We start from the raw sequence: 17,397 nt of genomic DNA on the forward strand, positions 1-17,397 counted from the left end.
GTCCGAAGATGCGTAATTGACTTCTCGGACTCGTGCCACGGCGGATCTGTCTGCGGCGGCTTTGGTGCATTTGAGATGCGATTTCCGATTCGGATGAATCGACTCGAAAAAACCTTTGCCCGGCAGAGATCTGAAATTCACACGCCAGCAGTCACGCCAATCGTTCACGCTGTCGAGGAAAGTACGGCCTTTCCCTGGAAGGACTCGCTCAACATGACCGATCTCGCTGCCGAGCTGTCTCGGCGCGCAGAGATTGTCGCGCCCGAAATCCGGGGGACGACCTCGGGAATAGAAATGACTGACAAACGTACGCCTGCCGAATTGCCCGAAACGGATCGCCAGCCTGCTCTGCGGCTCAAGACCTTGTTGATATGTTCAGCTAACCAAAACGAATCCGATGTCTTGGCGCGACTGATGACCAGGACCGGCATTCTCGGACGACCGCTTGAGTCTTTCGACCACTCAGGCGCGCGACCGCGCCATCCCGCTCGCGCCGGCGAGTTTCAGGAGCAGTCGGACATCGCCGGAGAACGGCGGACGACGGAGCATGGCGTGCTCTGCGCCAAGACGTGCCCCGAAGGCGTGGATGAAATCCTGCCCTCCTTCCCTCTCGGGTCGCTCACCGACCTCCGTCTGATCTATCTGACACGGCAAGACATTCTGGGGCAGGCGATCTCGCTCGCCCTGGCGCGGCAGACGCCGAGGCGGGCAACGGATACGGGAGAGCGATCGCCCGCGCACTACCCGGCATACCATAGCGAGGACATTCGTCGCATCTCGGAGGAACTGCTACACGAACGCACTCGCTGGGAACGCTATTTCGTGCGAAACGGCATCTCTCCTCTACGCATTGCGTACGAGGATGTCGTTGACAGACCACAACAGGTGGTCGAGCGGATCGCGGATTATGCCGGCGTGATGCGATCGATGCCCGGTCAGGACAGTCCGCACGAGTCCGCATTAGAGGCCGATGAGGTCAGCGAGCATCGGGACATGCAGTCTCCGGATGCCGGCGGCGGCGGTCCAACGCCGGAACGCGTGGCCGATCGCGAGGAGATCAGGCAGCATTGGGCACAGGCCGAAAACTTCGACCTGAGCTGGAACGAGCGCGCCAGGATGGCGGTCGACTTTCTCGAGCCGCAGGAGAAATGGGTCTGCGATATCGGCTGCGGGCCGGTCGAGGCTGTAAGAGCGTTACTGCCGCCCGACGCAACCTATCTCGCGGCGGACATGAAGCAATGGGGTCCGCACGTGGCGCTTTGCGATCTGAACCTGCCCATGCTGCCGGAATGGGAGATGAGCGCGGCGGACGTGTGCATGTTTCTTGGCGTATTCGAATACGTGGCCGACCTGCCCCGGGCGATGCGGGCGATCGCCGCGCGGTGCGATACGCTGATCTTTTCCTACTGCTCGACCGACGTTACATCAGATCGCTGGTGGCTTTGGGCCAACAGCTATTCAGGAGCTGACATCGTCAACCTGCTGAGATCCATCGGGTTCGTGCTGCAAAAGATGGTCGCTTACCATCCCGGGCAATACGTCTTCCGGGCGAAGCGCCTGACCGGCATTCCCGCCGAAACGCGGCTTGCGTCACGAGCCAGTCGGCCGGTCAACCATAAAGATGGCGCATAACGCGCAAGGAAACTTTTCGTAGATCGATGCCTTTGCCGCCGCCAGCGGCCAGCTTGGCTTCAGCGCCATCGTATCGGGTTCGCGAATATCCAGTCGCCGGTGTGGTCCGCGTGCCGCAGTCAGTTCGGTTATTATGTGAGCCTTTACGAAATATTACGGGGAGCCGCAGAGCATCCGGCCTCACTGGCGGTGCGGCATTTTCTTTCTACATGCAAGTCAATAATGCCCGACGTTGGGCACCACGCGGCCCGCGCCGCTGGATCGTCGCTGCGGCAGCGCTGGTCGTCGCCGCCGGTATCCGACTGCTGCTACATCCATTGCTCGGGCCGATCATGCCCGGTACGGCGTTCCTCATCGCCGCCGTGCTGATCGAGTATCTCTGCGGCCTCGCGCCAGCCCTTGTCGTGATGTTCAGCGGACTGTGCCTTGCAGACTATCTGTTCGTTCCGCCTTATGGTCACATCGAGGTGTTCGATCAGTCCGACCTTGCGCTGCTGGTCTCATATCCGCTGATCACGTTCCTCGTCATTACGCTGGTCGAGCGTCTGCGCCGTGCGCAATTCCGCGCCGAACTGCTCGCGGCGGTTGCGCAGTCGCGCTACGAGATGCTGCTGCGCCACGACAACGAACGCGTGCTCGCGCGCCGTGCCACGGACGAAACACACCGGATGCTGCATCACATCGCGCAACACAACCGCTCGCTGATTCAGATTCAGGCGCTGGAGCGCAAGCCGTTTACGCAGTCGGACCCGAGACCCGACACCGCGCCCGGACCAGGCGATGCGTCGGCGGTCGGCATCGCGCCGGGCCCACGCCACGCGGAGGTGCATCGCGACGACGTCGCGCGCATCAGCAGCGGATTGTCGCCCGGGCATCACCGGATCCGCTTCAAGTCGGGCGAACACGACTGGAAGCCCGTCGAGTGCGTCTGCGAACGCTTCGCCACTCATGCGGGTGACTTCCTCGTACTCCGGATCGAAGACTGACGATGGACACACCCGGCACGTTGCTGAACGAAGATGGCGACCATGCGGTATTGCTGCTGCACGGCCTGTCGAGCTCGCCGCTGGAAATGCGCTTTCTCGCCCGTTATTTGAACGGCGAGAACTTTACGACCTGCGTTCCCGTGCTCGAAGGTTATAGCGCCGGCACCGCGGAGCAGCCAATGGAGCAATGGATCGATGCCGCCCTCGCGGCATACGACTCGCTCGCTGCCCGATATCCGCGGGTTTCCGTCTGCGGCCTGTCGATCGGCGCGGCGCTCGCGCTCTCGGTGGTGCGAAGGCGGCCGTCGGCGCAGGCGCTCGTCCTGCTCTCGCTGACGCTTTCCTACGATGGCTGGGCGATCCCGTGGTACCGCTTCCTGCTCGACTGGGTCTACTACACGCCGATGCGCACCCGCTGGCGCTATCGCGAGCACGAGCCGTTCGGTTTGCGAAACGAAGCGCTGCGTGGAAAGATTGCCCGCGCGATGCAGCGTAACGCGATCAGCGAAGTCGGCCCCGCGTCCATTTCGGTGCCCGCGCTGCACGAAGCGAGCCGGCTCGCGGCTTTGGTGCGCGCGGAGCTGAAAGACGTCCGGCGCGATTGCCTGATCATTCATGCCATCGATGACGAAACTTCGAGCCCCCACAATGCCCGCTTTGTCGCGGCGAATATCGGTGCGTCTTTCTTGCGCACCATCTGGCTGGACGATTCCTATCACATGATCACGTCCGACAACGAGCGAGAGGTCGTTGCGCGCGAATGCGCTTCTTTCCTGCGCGACAGCGCGGCGGCCAGCAGCGCCGCCGATGGCGGCAGCATGCCGGTCGTGTCGCGCGCGCTCGCACGCCGGCTGCGGCAGCTCGCGGCAATCGGCAAGGAGCGCGTGTGAAGCCGTCCCGCGCGCTGCGATGGATCACGCCATGGACGGTGGGCATCGCCGTCTGGCTCACGGGCTTCGCGATGCAGGCCGCTCATGCGGATACCGGTGCGCAGTCCGGCACGGACGACGCGCAGGCCGCCGACGTGAGCGCCTGGAAAATCGGCATCGGCCCGGCGATCCTGGTCACCCCCGCGTTTCCGGGCTCCTCCAGCCTGAAGGTCTATCCACTGCCCGCCCAGGACGTCTCATGGGATGACCGAATCTTCTCGCAGGGGCCGGACGTGCTGGGCGTGAACGCGCTGCGCGGCAAGGACTATCACGTCGGCACGTCGATCAGCTTCGACTTCCAGTCGCGCACCTCGTCCGACGATCCGCGCCTGCGCGGCCTCCCGGATGTGCACTGGGGCCCGAAGCTGCGTCTGTTCGCCGACTATACATGGTGGGCTTTCACCGGGTCGATGGCCCTGTACCAGGACATCGGCGGCACCGGGCAGGGCAAGACCGTGATGACCGACCTTGTCGCGTCCGTACCGTCGGGCCGGTTGCTGGTCTCGGTCGGACCTGGCTTCACCTGGGCCGACGCCGCATATACCCGCACCTTCTTCGGCGTCTCGGCGGCGCAAAGCGCTGCGTCGCATCTGCCGCAATATCAGACAGGCTCCGGCATCCGCGACGTGCACATGAACGTGGACGCGACCTACGATTTTTCGCGACACTGGACGAGCAGCCTCGCGCTGACCGCAGGGCGTCTCGAACACTATGCCGCGGCGAGCCCCATCACCGAGCGCCGCCTCGAACTCAACGCGATGGCCTCGGTCAACTATCGTTTCTAGCGGGGGCGCGGGTCTCGTCGTGTGCGGCAACCCGTGCTTCGGATCACGCGCCTGAACCCACGTCACGGATGCAGCCGGCAGGCATGCCTCGCACGCCGCCGGTCATGCTCAGCCCGACGGCGTGCGACGGCTCATCCCATCAGAACCCATCTTCCTCGAAGCCAGGAAGCGAACGGGTGCGCTCACGCGCGACGGACGACAGGCGCTGCGGATCGAGACCGAGCAGGCGCAGGATCGTCGGCGCGACCTGCGTGGTCAGCACGCGATCGTCGACGGTCCGCCCGGCCTGGCGCGCGCCGGGCACATAGACGACGAGCGCCAGATGGCTGTCGTCGGGCGCGTTCCCGCCATGCTCCTCGTCCTTCGCGGTGCTCGACGTATAGATCACGCCGGGATTGGGCTGCACGACGATATCCGGCGTGCGACCTTCTTTCGGATCGCCGAACACCGCGCCAACGCGACGGCCATACAGCAGATAGGCCATCGGACCGTCGGCGCAGATGCCCGGCGCATTGCAGCTCAGATTGTCCTTGAGCGTCCTGACGACCTGTTCCAGCTGGTTCTGATCGCGCAGCCAGACGAGGCCGACATCATCGGTCTGAACGAAGCCCGTGCCGACGAGTCCCGTACCGTCGTTCAGATTGCCGCTTGCGGTCGCGTTCTGGCCGAACTTGCCCGCCGGATCGAGGTAATCGTTCGCCTCGAGCAACTTCGTGAGCGTGTCGCCGTTCTTCACGAGCTTCGTATGATCGGTCGGCGACTGGCCATGCTTCGACGTCACGATGATGGCCGTCGACCGATACAGGCCGCGCTGCTTCAATTCGTTCACGATGCGCCCGAGCGACGCATCGATATACGCAATCGCCGCGCTCACTTGCGGCCCCGGCGTGAAGCTCGCATCGAGATAGCCGCCGCCCGACGCGACGGTCGCTTTCTGCGCGACGCTCAAGGTCTGGAAGTCGGCCCCGAAGATCGCGGGCACGCCGGGCGACTTGTCGCCCGTCGAGTTCTTGCCGTCGATCTGATTGATGAGCCCCTGCACATGAAGGTCGTCGAACGTCTCGGTGTGCGTATAGACATCCGTGTAGTTCGTGTTGGTCTTCGGATCGATGGAGTTGATCTCGGTGCGCGCGAGATCGTCGACGCCGGCGCCTGACGGGCCATTGAGCCAGTCATAGCCCCACGCGTGCTTGTCGGCCCATGCGGTGGGCACGTTCGGCAAGCCCTGCCTGACGACTTCGAACACCGTGTTGGTCTTCAGGTAGTCGTGCGGATAGACGGGCTTGCACACGCCGTCGATCTTCGCATGCGGAATTGCCTGCGGATTGAACGCACCGCCGCCGTCGAGATGGACGAGCGCGCCGCCGTTCTCGGCATCGATGCCGGCGGTCTCGTCGAACACGACGTTCCATCCCTGCTTGCCGGTGCAGTTCGTATCCGATGGCGCGTAGAGCGTGCGGTCATACGACACATCGTAGAACAGCCCTGTCGTCTTCGGGGAGCCGCCGGTCACGAGCGCGGCAAGGCCGGGAAACGAATCCGACAGGCCCGGCGTGTACGCGTTCGTGTAGGTCGCGCCGGATTTTGCGAGCAGCGCAAGGTTGGGACAGGCATTCGACGCGACGCAGCGCGCGACGTCCTGTTCATGCAGCCCGTCGAAGCTGATCAGCAGAACATGCCGGACCGTGCCGTTCCCTTCGCGATCGTGCCCGTGTGAATGTCCGTCGTCGCGCGCCGCTGCGCTGGACGCGTGAAGTGCGGCCATCGTCAAGACAACGGCGGAAATTGCGCGCGGCACAAAGGTTCCCTTGCCCGTCTTCTTCATGTCTCGTCCCGATCGGTTGGTTGATGAGTGCTGCTTGAGGCCCGATCACTGTGCTATGCGAGTGCTACGAAACCATGAAGGAGAGCTTTCGATCGGCTTCGTTCGAGGCGATTTATCTTTTCGATCGAGAGGCTTGCATCTTTGTTTCCTAAGCCTCCCTTAAGCATCGTTATGCTGCAGGAGGCGCTGCGGCTCCGACAAGCTCCATACGCGCATCGCGATGGAGCGGGTGCCGAGCGAGCTCGACCCGCTCATCGCGTCGCTCAACGGCATGCTCGCCGGGCTGGAGAGCAGCTTCCAGCGGCTTTCTCAACTCACCGCCGATCTCGCGCACGACATGCGAACGCCGCTCGCCAACATGCGCGGCTCGACCGAGGTGGCGCTCGCGCGCCCGCGTTCCGTGGAGGAGTATCAGGCGCTGCCCGTATCGAATGTGGAGGAATGCGAGCGCCTTTCGCGGATGATCGAAAACGTGCTTTTTCTCGCGCGCGCGGAGCATCCGCAGTTCACGCGGCCCATGCGCGAATTCGATGCCGACGAGGAGTTGCGGCGCATCGCGGAATACTTCGAGGGTCCCGCTGAAGACGCCGGCGTGCGGATCGTCGTGTGCGGCTCGGACAGGGTGACGGCCGATGTCGAGCTCTTCCGGCGCGCGGTGAGCAATCTGCTCGCCAATGCGGTGCGTTACACGCCGCGCAAGGGGATCATCCACGCTGTCGGTGCACGCGAACCCCGGGCACGCGCGCGTATGCGTAGAAAACGAAGGCGAGCGGATCGGCGGGGCTCGGGCTCGCCATCGTCCGGACCATCATGGAGCTTCACGGCGGCCATGCGTACGCCGAGAGCGATGCACTCAGCACGCGCTTCGTGCTGTCCTTTCCTCATGCGGGCGGGCGCGCTGCGTCGCGTTCCTGACGCGTCGAGCGCCATTGCGCAAGTCGTCGAACGCGTAGCAACGCACTATGCCGCAGGTTCGGCCGGCCAGCCGTCTTCGAACACGCAACTATCGACCGTGCGGCGTTCCGCCCATCCTTCGGATTGAAGCATGGGCTGATCGTAGAATGCCTCGACGTGGCCGAGGCAGAGGATCGCGACAGGCTTGGCGCCCGGGGGGATGGCGAGCAGCGTGCGCACCGCGTCGACATCGAACAACGAAACCCATCCCATGCCGAGTCCTTCCGCCCGCGCGGCAAGCCACATGTTCTGAATCGCGCAGGCCACGGAAGCCAGGTCCATCTCCGGAAGCGTACGGCGGCCGAATATATGGCGCTCGCGCCCGTCCATCAGCGCAACCACGAGCAATTCGCCGCATTCGCGGATCCCTTCGACCTTCAGCCGCATGAATTCGGCTTCGCGCTCGCCAAGCGCATGGGCGGTACGGCGGCGCTCCGTATCGACGATCGCGTACAGCGCTTCGCGCAACTCCGCTCTGGTGATGCGCACGATCCGCCACGGCTGCATGAAGCCGACGCTTGGAGCATGATGCGCCGCACGCAAGAGTCGTTCGAGCAAGGCAGGATCGACCGGGCCAGCCTTGAAATGGCGCATGTCCCTGCGCTCGAAAATCGCCCGATAGACAGCTGCGATATCGGCATCGCTGAAACGTTCCATGATTCTCTCGCGAAGTCATCGTCCCGGCCTCGCCGCTGCGAGGCTGGTCGCGGGATAGTAGCAGTTTTGCGTTTGCTTCCGTGCGCAACGGCTTGATCGCCGCGCCGATCATGATCGTCATGATGCTGATGGCGCGAAGCCGACATATCACGAGTCAGCTGTCCCTCAGCGTCGGCTGCCTCAATAGCCTTCACACCTTGTAAGCCGTCGCACCGGTGGCATAATCCAATGCATTCGAGTCATGCGACAGCGCCATGAGAAGCCGCCTCCTTCGGATGATTGGCAGCTTTCTCGGATTGCTTGCAATCCTGATGGTCACGCTTGCGCCTGTCGTATCGCATTCGCTCGCCGCAATGCGCAGCTCAGGCGACGAGAGCGGCATGCACTGCTCGATGCCGTCGATGCAGGACGGCCACGCGCAGTCACATGCACCGATGTCCGGCGCCGGCGACGCGTGCGGCTATTGCAGCCTCTTTGCGCACATGCCGGCTGTGATCGTCCCGCCCGTCGTTTTCGCGCAAGTCGTCGAGGCCGTGCTGCAGCCGCGCGCGACACGCTTCGAGAGCGTGCGGCTCGAAGAACCGCTCAAGCCCGGACAGCCACGCGCCCCGCCCTTCCTGTTTTCCTGATGCTCGTTTGCTCCGCCGCAATGCACAACATGCATTGCACGCCCTTGCGCATGCACACGCAGGGCAACGACAACGATCCAGAAGACAGGATGAATCATGCACACTCCTTCGACGCGTCGCGCGCTCCCGCGCGCCGTGCTATCCATTGGCGCGGCCACGCTTGGCATCGTCACGATGCTCCCGCAGCACGCGCATGCGCACGCGATTGCCGGCGACCGCGTGTTCCCCGCCACGATGGCAGTCGACGATCCCGGTGTCGGCGACGAGGCGAATCTGCAGTTCGGGCACGTTCGCGCTCCCGGCGACAACGGCGACCAGAGCATCAACACGTTCGAATTCGAATACGACAAGCTGATCACATCGCGGCTCGCGCTCTCCGTCGGCGGCACGTACGTGATGCAGAACAACCCGACCGCACATGGCTTCGACAACTTCGAAGTGGGCCTCAAGTATCTGCTGTACGTGAACGAAGCCCATGAATTCATGACCTCGGTCGGTGTCAACGCGGAACTCGGAGGCACGGGCAGCCGGGCAATTGCAGACAATTTCTCGACGATCTCGCCGACCGTCTTCGTAGGCAAAGGCATGGGCGATCTGCCGGATTCGCTCGCGTGGCTGCGCCCAGTCGCGATCACCGGCGAGGCCGGTCCCGCGTTCACGACCGGCGCAGGTCAGCCGAACGCTTTCAATTACGGCTTCACGGTCCAGTACAGTCTGCCGTATCTGGAGCAGCACGTGCATTCGCTTGGCTTGCCGCAGCCGCTCGCGAACGTCATTCCGCTCGTCGAAATTCCGCTCTCCCGAAGCCAGGGACAGACGATCGGAACGGTCAATCCCGGCTTCATCTGGATCAATCGCTACGGCCAGTTCGGCATCGAAGCGCAGATACCGATCAACCGGGCGAGCGGTTCGCACGTCGGCGTGCTCGTGCAGGCCCATATCTTCTTCGACGACGTCGCGCCGACCACCATCGGCAAGCCGCTTTTCAACTGGTAGCGGGAGCATGAGATGAACTCACGTCATCATTTGCGCAGACTCGTCATCTGGGCTGCATGCGCACTCAGTCTCGCGTGGGCCGGTGCGGTCCGGGCGCACGTCTTTCCACGCACTCAGGTTCCCGCAGCCGGCGCCACCGTCTCCCCGCCCGGTGAGGTGCGGATCGTCTTCGATGGTCCGCTCGAGCCCGCGTTTTCGTCGCTCACCGTCACTGACGCGAGCGGCAAGCAGGTCAACGCCGCGAAGGCCGTCGTCGACTCGCAGCATCAGGAAGCAATAGCGGTCGAGTTGCCGCCGTTGAAATCAGGGCATTACACGGTGCATTGGATCGCCGTCGCGTCCGATGGACATCGGACCCACGGTGACTATGGCTTCGACGTAAAGTAAATCAACCGCTTGTCGAGTGGCTGCGTCCGGATCGGCGCGATGACGCCGGAGCCGCGTTGCGCCGCGCGCATGACGCGAGGCCGGCCGGGACCTCATCAAGGCGATGGGCCACTGGCGCATCTAGCTCTTCACCACCGGAAGCACCTCCTCGCCGGCAGACTCGTCATGAATCGTGTGTTCGCTCGCATTCACGATGATGAATTCCGGAAAACCGGGCAGCGCCCGGTTCGGCCGACACTGATAGTTTCGCGCGGCTTCGCTCATCGCCGCACTGATGCGACGCCACTGGATCGCCTCTTCGATGCCGCCCGGCTTGTCTGACAGCGGCGTTCTCGTGACCGCAATCACGATGTGCGCGCGCTGCACGATATACGCGTTCTGCCGCCGATACCCGGCTTCGCGTGCTTCCTGCCCGTCGCCGGGCGAGACCGGGTTCAGCTCCACGATCCTCTCGCACGGAACATGCGCAACCGATGCCTGAAGCGCGTCGCGCACCTGCGGCCACGTCAGGTTCTTCGACGACAGGGCGAGATCGCCGATCGCGCCCTTGTGCCACGGCGCTTCGAACTCGTCGATCACCTCCCTCGCCGGCACGCCTTCGGTCACGAGCAGCCGGTGCTGAACGCCTCGATGCGCCAGCTCTTCGAGCATCGCCTTCGTCGCCACGAGCTCAGCGCCCGGCGCAAGCGCTGACAGCAGCGTGATGTTGTGTTCCGGATGAGCCTCGAGCAGACGCGGAAGGATGCCTTGCACGAACGCATCCTTCGCCCAGCTCGCCTCGGCGTGCGTGAGCGAGCACGCTCCGATGATACCCACCCAAAGGTCGAAGCGTACGAGCGTCTTGCCGCTTGCGGATCGAGCGTCGATGCGAGGCAGCCGGGCCGCGTCCAGTTCACGGACCTGCGCCCGATCGAGCTCTTTCGTCGGTTCCGTCAGCTCGGCATAAGGCACCAGGCAATCGTGAATGCGCCGCGCATCGTCGCGCGTCTTTCCGGGGCGCCAGCCATCGAGTTCGCGATCGATCGCCCACACGCGATGCTCCAGTTCCGCGAGCCGTTCGAGTGTTCCCTCTTCACCGAGCAGAGTGAAGTCACCGGTCACCAGAGGCGCGCCGGTCGGAACGACGCACCCCGCGCTCAGCAGCTTCGCCGCGATGTGATCGGCGGCCCGGCGATTCGCCTGATAGTATGTCTGCTTCAGCTGACGCCAGGGCACGAGCGCCTCGTTCCCCGTCGACGGCTTCTCGCCCGCGGCCTGCATCTCGTTGAACGCCTTCAGATACGCTTCGTGAAGTTCTCGCGCGACGCGATCGCGCTCATCGGAATACTTGCGCGTACAGAGATGCGCGGAAATCTCGAACGGATGCATGACCCGGGAGAAGCGTTTCTCTTCACTGATCGGCCGCGACACGCCCATCAGCGATGCAGCGTGCTCGATGCCGAAAAAGATCGGCGCCATCCATCGGCCCCGGCGACGCGATGCATCGCGCACCGCCAACGCCACGGGCAGCGTGTCGGCGCTTCGGCCGCCGAGCACGACGATCGCGGTGATCGGAGCGACGGCCTCGACCTCGGCCATCAACGCATCATTGCTGGCAATGTTGCGCGGATCAGCGGCGACGTAAGCAATGTCCGCGACCGCTTCGATGCCCGGATAGGAAAGCATCATCATGTCGCGCGCGGCCGCCGGGTCGGCGCAAAGCACGGTGATGCGCGTCGGCCCGAGACCGGCGAGCTGGGTGCTGCGAAGCATCTGCGCGACGACGCTCACGCCTAGGCGATCGAACCCGAGCATCGTGATATGAATGCGGCGCTGTCCGAGCAGGTCGGCTATCGCATGAAACCGGGCCGACTCGCACAGCCGATGCGCGGCGTTATCCTCGATCGCAAAGGCGTCGATCAGGCCGTCCTCGGAGTTGGCGTCGAGCGCGCGGCGAATCAGGGGATCGCTCAGCGACACTTCGATCTCGCAATCCGCGTTGGGCAGCAGGCGCACTTGGCCGGCGAGGACCTGCGCGATCGACAGGTTCCGCGAATCATCCCCGCTCGCGACGACGACGCGCGCGGCGCGGTTCAGGCGCACCCGGGAGAGCGGGCCGTGGTGATGCGCATCGCCGACGGCCTGCGCGTCGCCGACGAGCAGGACGATTCCATTGCGCGCGGCGACGGCATGCGAGGTCTCGCCCGGCGCGTTGTCGATCGCGACCACCTGCTTGCCGTTCGCGGCGGCTTCGAGCGCCCGCACCTTCCCTTTCTCGCCGAAGCCCACGATGACCGTGTGTCCGGAGAAGCGCTGCAGCTTCAATCGTTCGAGCGGTCCCCTCAACACTTCCATGACGACCGCGATCAGCACTCCGGTCGTCGCCGCGGGCCCCGTGAAGCGGGCGATTTCTATCTGTGGATACGGATAGCATTCGTGAATGTGCAGATTGACTTCCGAGAACTCGAACAAGGCCGCCAGCCGATAGATGCCATCCCAGACCGAGTCTCCGCAGACCGGACCGATGCCGAAGAAACCCCAGGCGCCGCAGATCAGCGTAACGACGACGAGACCGCCCAGTATCAGTGTGACGCGCTTCGGCGCTTTCCCGGTGTGATGGTCTGCCAGGGCGTGAAGGGACATGGAATGCCTCGAAGGTGGCTAGGGGATTGGTCTGGCGAAGCGCGGGCACTACTGGCGGCCGACCGCCGCGAGCGGAACGGGCTTGCCGTCGACGCCGTAGTGCATTTCCGCGATCTTGTTACCCGACTGGTCATAGTTCGCGACTACACGCGCGACGCCCTCCCTGTTGAGCACAGGCTGGTCGTCAGGGCCGAAATAGGCCTGCTCCACCATGTTCCCCCGCTCGTCGTAACGAAAGGCGGCGCGCGCCACGCCGAAACTCCGCGCGAGCACGAGCTTGCCGTCGACTCCCAGATACCTGATCTCCACGAGATTGCCTCGCTCGTCGTAGCGATTGACGAATCGCGCATAGCCGTCGCTGCTGAGAACGGACCGGCCGTCGATGCCGAAAAATGCCGCCTCAACCCTGTAGTCGCGCTCGTCGTAGTGCATGGTCGCGCGGGCGGCGCCTGTACTCGACCGGATGGTGGGCCCGCCTTCCGGATCGAAATAGGCTTGCTCGATTTCATTTCCCCGCGCGTCGAAACGCCGCGTCATTCGGGCGAAACCCATGCCTCGAGCGGACACGAGATTGCCGTCGACACCGAAATACGTTTCCTCTGCCTTGTTGCCCCACTTGTCATAGCGAAACCTCAGCCGGGAGACGCCGCTCGGGACAAGAGCCGTCGGGCCGTCGATGCCGAAATATGCCTCCTCAACCTGGTTTCCCCGCCCGTCGTACTGAAAGGTGACCCGTGCGATGCCCTGATTTCCGATGAGCACCGGCTTGCCGTCGATGCCGAAGTACGATTGCTCGACCTGCCTGCCGTGCTCGTCGAAGCGCGCGGTGACGCGAGCGGCTCCATCCTTGCCGACGGCGGGCTTGTCGTCGATGCCGAAATACGTGATCTCGACCAGATGCCCGCGCTCGTCGTAGCGCCTGTCGACGCGGGCGTATGTCCTGTCGGCGCTCAGGACGGGCTTGCCGTCGACGCCGAGATACGCTTCTTCGATCTCGTTGCCACGATCGTCGTAACGCGCGCTGAGGCGGGCGGCGCCGTCGCGGCCTGGGGCAACCTGATCGTTGGCGTCGAACAGCACGGCTTCCACCAGATTTCCGCGATCGTCATAGCGCTTGATCGCCTTGGCGAACCCCTGGTTCCTGCTGACGATGAGCTTGTCGTCGACGCCGAAGTGCGCCAATTCGGCTTCGTTGCCGCGCTCGTCGTAGCGCGTCTTTATTCGCGCGGCCCCCTTGTCCTTGTGAAGAACGAGCTTGCCTTCGGTGTCGAGATAAGCCTGGTCGACGAGATTGCCACGCTCGTCGTAGCGATTGATGATCCGGGCCACGCCCTTGTCCTTGCTGAGGACGAGCTTGCCGTCGACGCCGAAGTCCGCTTCTTCCACGACGTTCCCGCTCTTGCTGTCGTATTGCCTGGTGATGCGAGCGGCGCCCGAATGCCGTTCGAGGACGGGCTTGCCATCGGTGCCCGAATACGCTTCGTCCACGACGTTGCCGCGTTCATCGTAGCGGCCTTTCCATCGGGCGATACCCGAATCCTTGGAGAGCACGGGTTGGCCGTCGAGGCCGAAGTATGTCGACTCGACCAGATTTCCCCGCTCGTCGTAGCGCATGCGCTTGCGCGTCACGCCCGTGTCCTTCGTGAGAACCGGATCGCCATTGACGCCGAAGTACGCCGCCTCGGTCTGGTTATCGCGCTCATCGTAGCGAAAGGTGATGCGGGCAGCGCCGGTTTGCTTGTCGATCTCCGGGTTTCCGTCCATCCCGAAGCCAGACGACTCCGCGAGGCGTCCCAGCTCATCGTAGCGACTCGTCACTCGCGCGATGCCACGCGTGGAAAGAATGGGCGCACCGTCGATGCCGAAATACGCCTGTTCCGTCTCGTAGCCGCGCTCGTCGATCTTCTTCGTGATGCGGGCGATGCCTTCCTTGCCGAGCATGGGCTTGCCGTCCGTTCCGAAGTATGCGAGCTCCACCTGGTTGCCCTGTTGGTCGTACTTGTAGGTCACCTTCGCGGCAGTGAATTCCTTCGAGAGCATCGGCTTGCCGTCGATGTCGAAGTATGCGGCCTCCACCAGATTCCTCCGCTCGTCGTAGCGATAGGCCGCCTTCGAGTAACCGTAGACCCTGCTGATGATCGGCTTGCCATCGACACCGAGATATCCCTGCTCGATCTGGTTCCCCTGTTCGTCGTAGCGAACGGTCATGACCGCGCCGCCGTAGACGGAGCTGAGAATCGGCCCGCCATCCATTCCGAAGTAGGCAACGTGCGTCGCGTTCCCTCGTTCGTCGAAACGGCTCACCACATGGGCCGCGCCAACCGTCTTGCTGAGAATCGGTTTGCCGTCGACGCCGGCAAACTCCCGCTCGACGAAGTTCCCCATTTCATCGTAACGATAGATCGCCCTGGCTTCGCCGTCCTTGCCGAGTGCCGGCTTGCCGTCGGTGCCGAAATAGTCGACTTTGGTGATGTCCCCTCGCGCGTTGTAGCCAACGGTTACGCGGGCGGCGCCGAAGGCCTTGCCGAGCGTCGGCTTGCCGTCGACGCCGAAGTACGCCGCTTCGACGACGTTTCCTCGATCGTCGTAGCGATACGTCGTCCTGGCCGTACCTTCCTTGCCGAGCGTCGGCATGCCGTCGACGCCGAAGAACTGGACCTCCATCACGTTCCCGCGCGCGTCGTACCGTTGGGTCACCTTGCCTGCGCCGTCTTGCTTGCCGAGAACGCGCTTGCCATCGATGCCGAAATACTCGAACCCCACGTTGTTACCGTGCTCGTCGAAGTGGTTCGTCGCACGAGCGATGCCGAAGTCCTTCGTGACGACGGGCTTGCCATCGACGCCGAAATACGCGATCTCGATCCTGTTGCCGAGCGAGTCGTAACGGCCGGTTATGCGCGCGGCGCCGGATACCTTGCCGGCGGCGGGCTTGCCATCGATGCCAAAGGTCGTCCGCTCCATCAGGTTGCCGCGCTCGTCGAAACGATTCACGATGCGGGCCAGCCCCTTCTCCTTCATCAGAACCGGCTTTCCGTCGATGTCGAAGTACGCCTCCTCGACTTCGTTCCCGCGCCCGTCTCGGCGCCACGTCACGCGCGAGAACATCTGGTCGTTGACGTGCTGCTTCCCTGTGCCGTCGACCCATTCGGCGCTGGTCAAGTCTCCATGTAAGTCGTGGGCGAAGCGCGTGCCGGCGACGCCCGATCTTTCGATCAGCACTTTCCCTTGCGCGTCGAGATTGTGAATCTCGCTGACGAGGCCGAGGCTGCCATAGTCATAGCTTCGCCCATAGGCGCCGACGGAATCGGGAACGGTTTCTCCGCCCCCGACCGGCTCGAAGTCCCGCCGCTTGAGTTTGCCCTTTGCGTCGAAGAACAGACGATGCTGGCCGATGCTCGAGCGCCGCTGATCCGTACCGATGCTTCCCACGACGCCCAGCTCGCTTCCGAGCGCCAACTGCCGATCGGCAAGCCCCAGACCCCGATCGAAGCGTGCAATCGCCTGATTCGGGTCGTCGGAGTACTGATAGCTGATCTGGCGCACCGTCTTGCCTGTTCTGTCCGTCAACGTGACCGAAGCGACCACCGGCTCCGCACCGGATGACCTGCTCGCATACCTGAAGATCCACTGCGCCACGCCCTTGCTCCAGGGCTCGTCGATGGCGCCCTGAGTGCCGATGTCTTCCTTGTCGATCAGACTCCCCGACCCGTTGATCTGCGCCAGCTCGAGCACGCGGCCGCCCTGAATGCGAAGGCGATAGCTCATGTTCCGCCCGCGCTGCTGGCTTGTGTTCAGACGCCCCACGCAGAGCGGCACTTCCCAGCGCTGGCTGTAGTTGGCACAGTATTCGACCTTGACGCGCAGATTGGCGTCCCACCACCATGCACCGCCCAACGCCACCGCAAACAGCACGATGGCGGCCATGGACAGCTGATTGCGCAGCTTTGCGCGCCTGCGCTCGGCTTCGCGCTGCGCCAGATCGTCATAGTGGCAGCCGAGCAGCGCGGCGGCGAGGCGCAGCACCGCACGACGCTCCGTGCGGCTCGGGCGTTCATCGTTGCGCGGACGGACATCGGCGGCGATCGGCTCGACTTCCTCCCACGTCACGGCTTCGGTGCCGTCGGGCTGCTTCGTCACGACCCTGCGCCGGCGCAGTTCGGGCGGGAACGAATCCTCGGGTTCGCCCGCAATCAGCAACGGGATGATGCGGTCGCCCTTGCCCATCTCCTGGAAGAGCTCGATCTCGCGCCTCACCCAGCGCGAGGCAGGCGTGTCGGGCGAGCATATGACGATCAGATAGTCGCTTTGCGCAAGCGCGGTCCGGATCTGATCGGAGAGATCGGAAGACGCGGGAATTTCGTCTTCGTCGCGGAACAACTGCCCCAGGCGGTCCGGATAGGCTTCGAACTGGAGCGCCTTCGGCGTCCTGTAGGACTCGAGCCGGCTCATGATGCGAATCGCCCAGCCCCGGTCGCGCGGCAGGTGCCGATAGCTGATGAAGGCCGCATATCGTGTCGTTTTCGATCTCATTTGCTCGCCCTGAGGAAACGAAACGTCGCGGTGAAATGTCAGATAAATGCGCACCGGATATGTGTGCGTTCCAATTCGAACGTTGGATACGCTTATCGGCAACGCGTCTTGTCGTGATCGAGGATGTACGGTTCTCGCGGCCAGAGGTCGATTTCGGCCGGGCTTCGAGGTCGTTGCGACTTCGAACTACGAATTGAGTGATCCGCATTCACGCGAGCATGCGCCTGGAGTGAAACCTATCCGCACTGATTGCGCACGTCGGTGGACCACCGCACATTCGGGCGCTCGTGGGGTGGGGAAAAGCGGGGCGTTTTTTGGATCGTCTACGACGAAGCCAAAGAGCAAATGCGACGCCGAGAATGGCAAGCGATGCCACTGGCTCGGGTTCACCACAAAAAAGGTCTAAGGGAAGTGAAGTGATGTCTGTAGATCGCACAAATCAGCGGGTATGACCGCACCGCGCCA

At 63.6% G+C, this 17,397-nt stretch carries 11 protein-coding genes and 1 pseudogene; 8 read left to right on the forward strand and 4 right to left on the reverse strand.

All coding sequences use genetic code 11. From position 1 onward, the window contains the following. Positions 1–213: 213 nt before the first annotated feature. The 4 genes from AWB83_RS05850 to AWB83_RS05865 all read left to right on the forward strand — a co-directional run bounded on the left by AWB83_RS05850 (position 214) and on the right by AWB83_RS05865 (position 4,332). Entirely contained in the window at positions 214–1,632 is a 1,419-nt protein-coding gene (locus AWB83_RS05850) for a Stf0 family sulfotransferase (RefSeq protein ID WP_159463018.1), read from the forward strand. Between the two features lie 209 nt (positions 1,633–1,841). Continuing rightward, positions 1,842–2,618 (forward strand): DUF4118 domain-containing protein, encoded by a 777-nt coding sequence (locus AWB83_RS05855; RefSeq protein WP_087043315.1) that lies wholly within the window; start codon positions 1,842–1,844, stop codon positions 2,616–2,618. Positions 2,619–2,620: 2 nt separating this feature from the next. Continuing rightward, positions 2,621–3,508, forward strand: coding sequence for an alpha/beta hydrolase (locus tag AWB83_RS05860; protein WP_087043317.1), 888 nt, complete (start codon positions 2,621–2,623; stop codon positions 3,506–3,508). A gap of 71 nt (positions 3,509–3,579) precedes the next feature. Further along, entirely contained in the window at positions 3,580–4,332 is a 753-nt protein-coding gene (locus AWB83_RS05865; RefSeq protein WP_087043438.1) for a MipA/OmpV family protein, read from the forward strand. 139 nt (positions 4,333–4,471) lie between these two features. Here the strand turns inward: AWB83_RS05865 and AWB83_RS05870 are convergent, their stop codons facing one another. Then, positions 4,472–6,097, reverse strand: a complete 1,626-nt coding sequence (locus AWB83_RS05870) for an alkaline phosphatase family protein (RefSeq protein ID WP_374729090.1) — start codon at positions 6,095–6,097, stop codon at positions 4,472–4,474. 256 nt (positions 6,098–6,353) lie between these two features. Here AWB83_RS05870 and AWB83_RS05875 point away from each other — a divergent pair. Next, positions 6,354–7,072 (forward strand): annotated as a pseudogene (locus AWB83_RS05875) (histidine kinase dimerization/phospho-acceptor domain-containing protein); the annotation flags it as partial. 45 nt (positions 7,073–7,117) lie between these two features. Here the strand turns inward: AWB83_RS05875 and bluB are convergent. Further along, complete coding sequence (gene bluB / locus AWB83_RS05880) at positions 7,118–7,768, reverse strand: 5,6-dimethylbenzimidazole synthase (RefSeq protein WP_087043319.1); 651 nt, start codon at positions 7,766–7,768, stop codon at positions 7,118–7,120. Positions 7,769–8,022: 254 nt separating this feature from the next. Here bluB and AWB83_RS05885 point away from each other — a divergent pair, with 254 nt between their 5' ends. The 3 genes from AWB83_RS05885 (at position 8,023) to AWB83_RS05895 (ending at position 9,780) form a co-directional block, all read left to right on the forward strand. After that, positions 8,023–8,397 (forward strand): DUF2946 domain-containing protein, encoded by a 375-nt coding sequence (locus AWB83_RS05885; RefSeq protein WP_087043320.1) that lies wholly within the window; start codon positions 8,023–8,025, stop codon positions 8,395–8,397. Between the two features lie 96 nt (positions 8,398–8,493). Continuing rightward, positions 8,494–9,393: a hypothetical protein gene (locus AWB83_RS05890; protein WP_096059356.1), complete on the forward strand. Its 900-nt coding sequence runs from the start codon at positions 8,494–8,496 to the stop codon at positions 9,391–9,393. A gap of 12 nt (positions 9,394–9,405) precedes the next feature. Continuing rightward, positions 9,406–9,780 carry a copper resistance CopC family protein gene (locus AWB83_RS05895; protein ID WP_087043321.1) on the forward strand — a complete coding sequence of 125 codons (375 nt, stop codon included), beginning with the start codon at positions 9,406–9,408 and terminating at the stop codon, positions 9,778–9,780. A 120-nt stretch (positions 9,781–9,900) separates the two neighbouring features. Here the strand turns inward: AWB83_RS05895 and AWB83_RS05900 are convergent, their stop codons facing one another. Further along, positions 9,901–12,402, reverse strand: a complete 2,502-nt coding sequence (locus AWB83_RS05900; RefSeq protein ID WP_087043323.1) for a RyR domain-containing protein — start codon at positions 12,400–12,402, stop codon at positions 9,901–9,903. Positions 12,403–12,450: 48 nt separating this feature from the next. Next, positions 12,451–16,932: a toll/interleukin-1 receptor domain-containing protein gene (locus tag AWB83_RS05905; RefSeq protein ID WP_143750021.1), complete on the reverse strand. Its 4,482-nt coding sequence runs from the start codon at positions 16,930–16,932 to the stop codon at positions 12,451–12,453. Between the last annotated feature and the right edge of the window lie 465 nt (positions 16,933–17,397).

Source organism: Caballeronia ptereochthonis (genome assembly GCF_001545075.1).
GTDB lineage: Bacteria > Pseudomonadota > Gammaproteobacteria > Burkholderiales > Burkholderiaceae > Caballeronia > Caballeronia ptereochthonis.

Excerpts from the sequence above, each read along its gene's own strand:
- AWB83_RS05885 (WP_087043320.1), top strand. The coding sequence starts at position 8,023 with ATGAGAAGCCGCCTCCTTCGGATGATTGGCAGCTTTCTCGGATTGCTT.
- AWB83_RS05860 (WP_087043317.1), top strand. The coding sequence starts at position 2,621 with ATGGACACACCCGGCACGTTGCTGAACGAAGATGGCGACCATGCGGTA.
- AWB83_RS05865 (WP_087043438.1), top strand. The coding sequence starts at position 3,580 with ATGCAGGCCGCTCATGCGGATACCGGTGCGCAGTCCGGCACGGACGAC.
- AWB83_RS05870 (WP_374729090.1), bottom strand. The coding sequence starts at position 6,097 with ATGGCCGCACTTCACGCGTCCAGCGCAGCGGCGCGCGACGACGGACAT.
- AWB83_RS05890 (WP_096059356.1), top strand. The coding sequence starts at position 8,494 with ATGCACACTCCTTCGACGCGTCGCGCGCTCCCGCGCGCCGTGCTATCC.
- AWB83_RS05905 (WP_143750021.1), bottom strand. The coding sequence starts at position 16,932 with ATGAGATCGAAAACGACACGATATGCGGCCTTCATCAGCTATCGGCAC.
- bluB (WP_087043319.1), bottom strand. The coding sequence starts at position 7,768 with ATGGAACGTTTCAGCGATGCCGATATCGCAGCTGTCTATCGGGCGATT.
- AWB83_RS05900 (WP_087043323.1), bottom strand. The coding sequence starts at position 12,402 with ATGTCCCTTCACGCCCTGGCAGACCATCACACCGGGAAAGCGCCGAAG.
- AWB83_RS05855 (WP_087043315.1), top strand. The coding sequence starts at position 1,842 with ATGCAAGTCAATAATGCCCGACGTTGGGCACCACGCGGCCCGCGCCGC.
- AWB83_RS05895 (WP_087043321.1), top strand. The coding sequence starts at position 9,406 with ATGAACTCACGTCATCATTTGCGCAGACTCGTCATCTGGGCTGCATGC.
- AWB83_RS05850 (WP_159463018.1), top strand. The coding sequence starts at position 214 with ATGACCGATCTCGCTGCCGAGCTGTCTCGGCGCGCAGAGATTGTCGCG.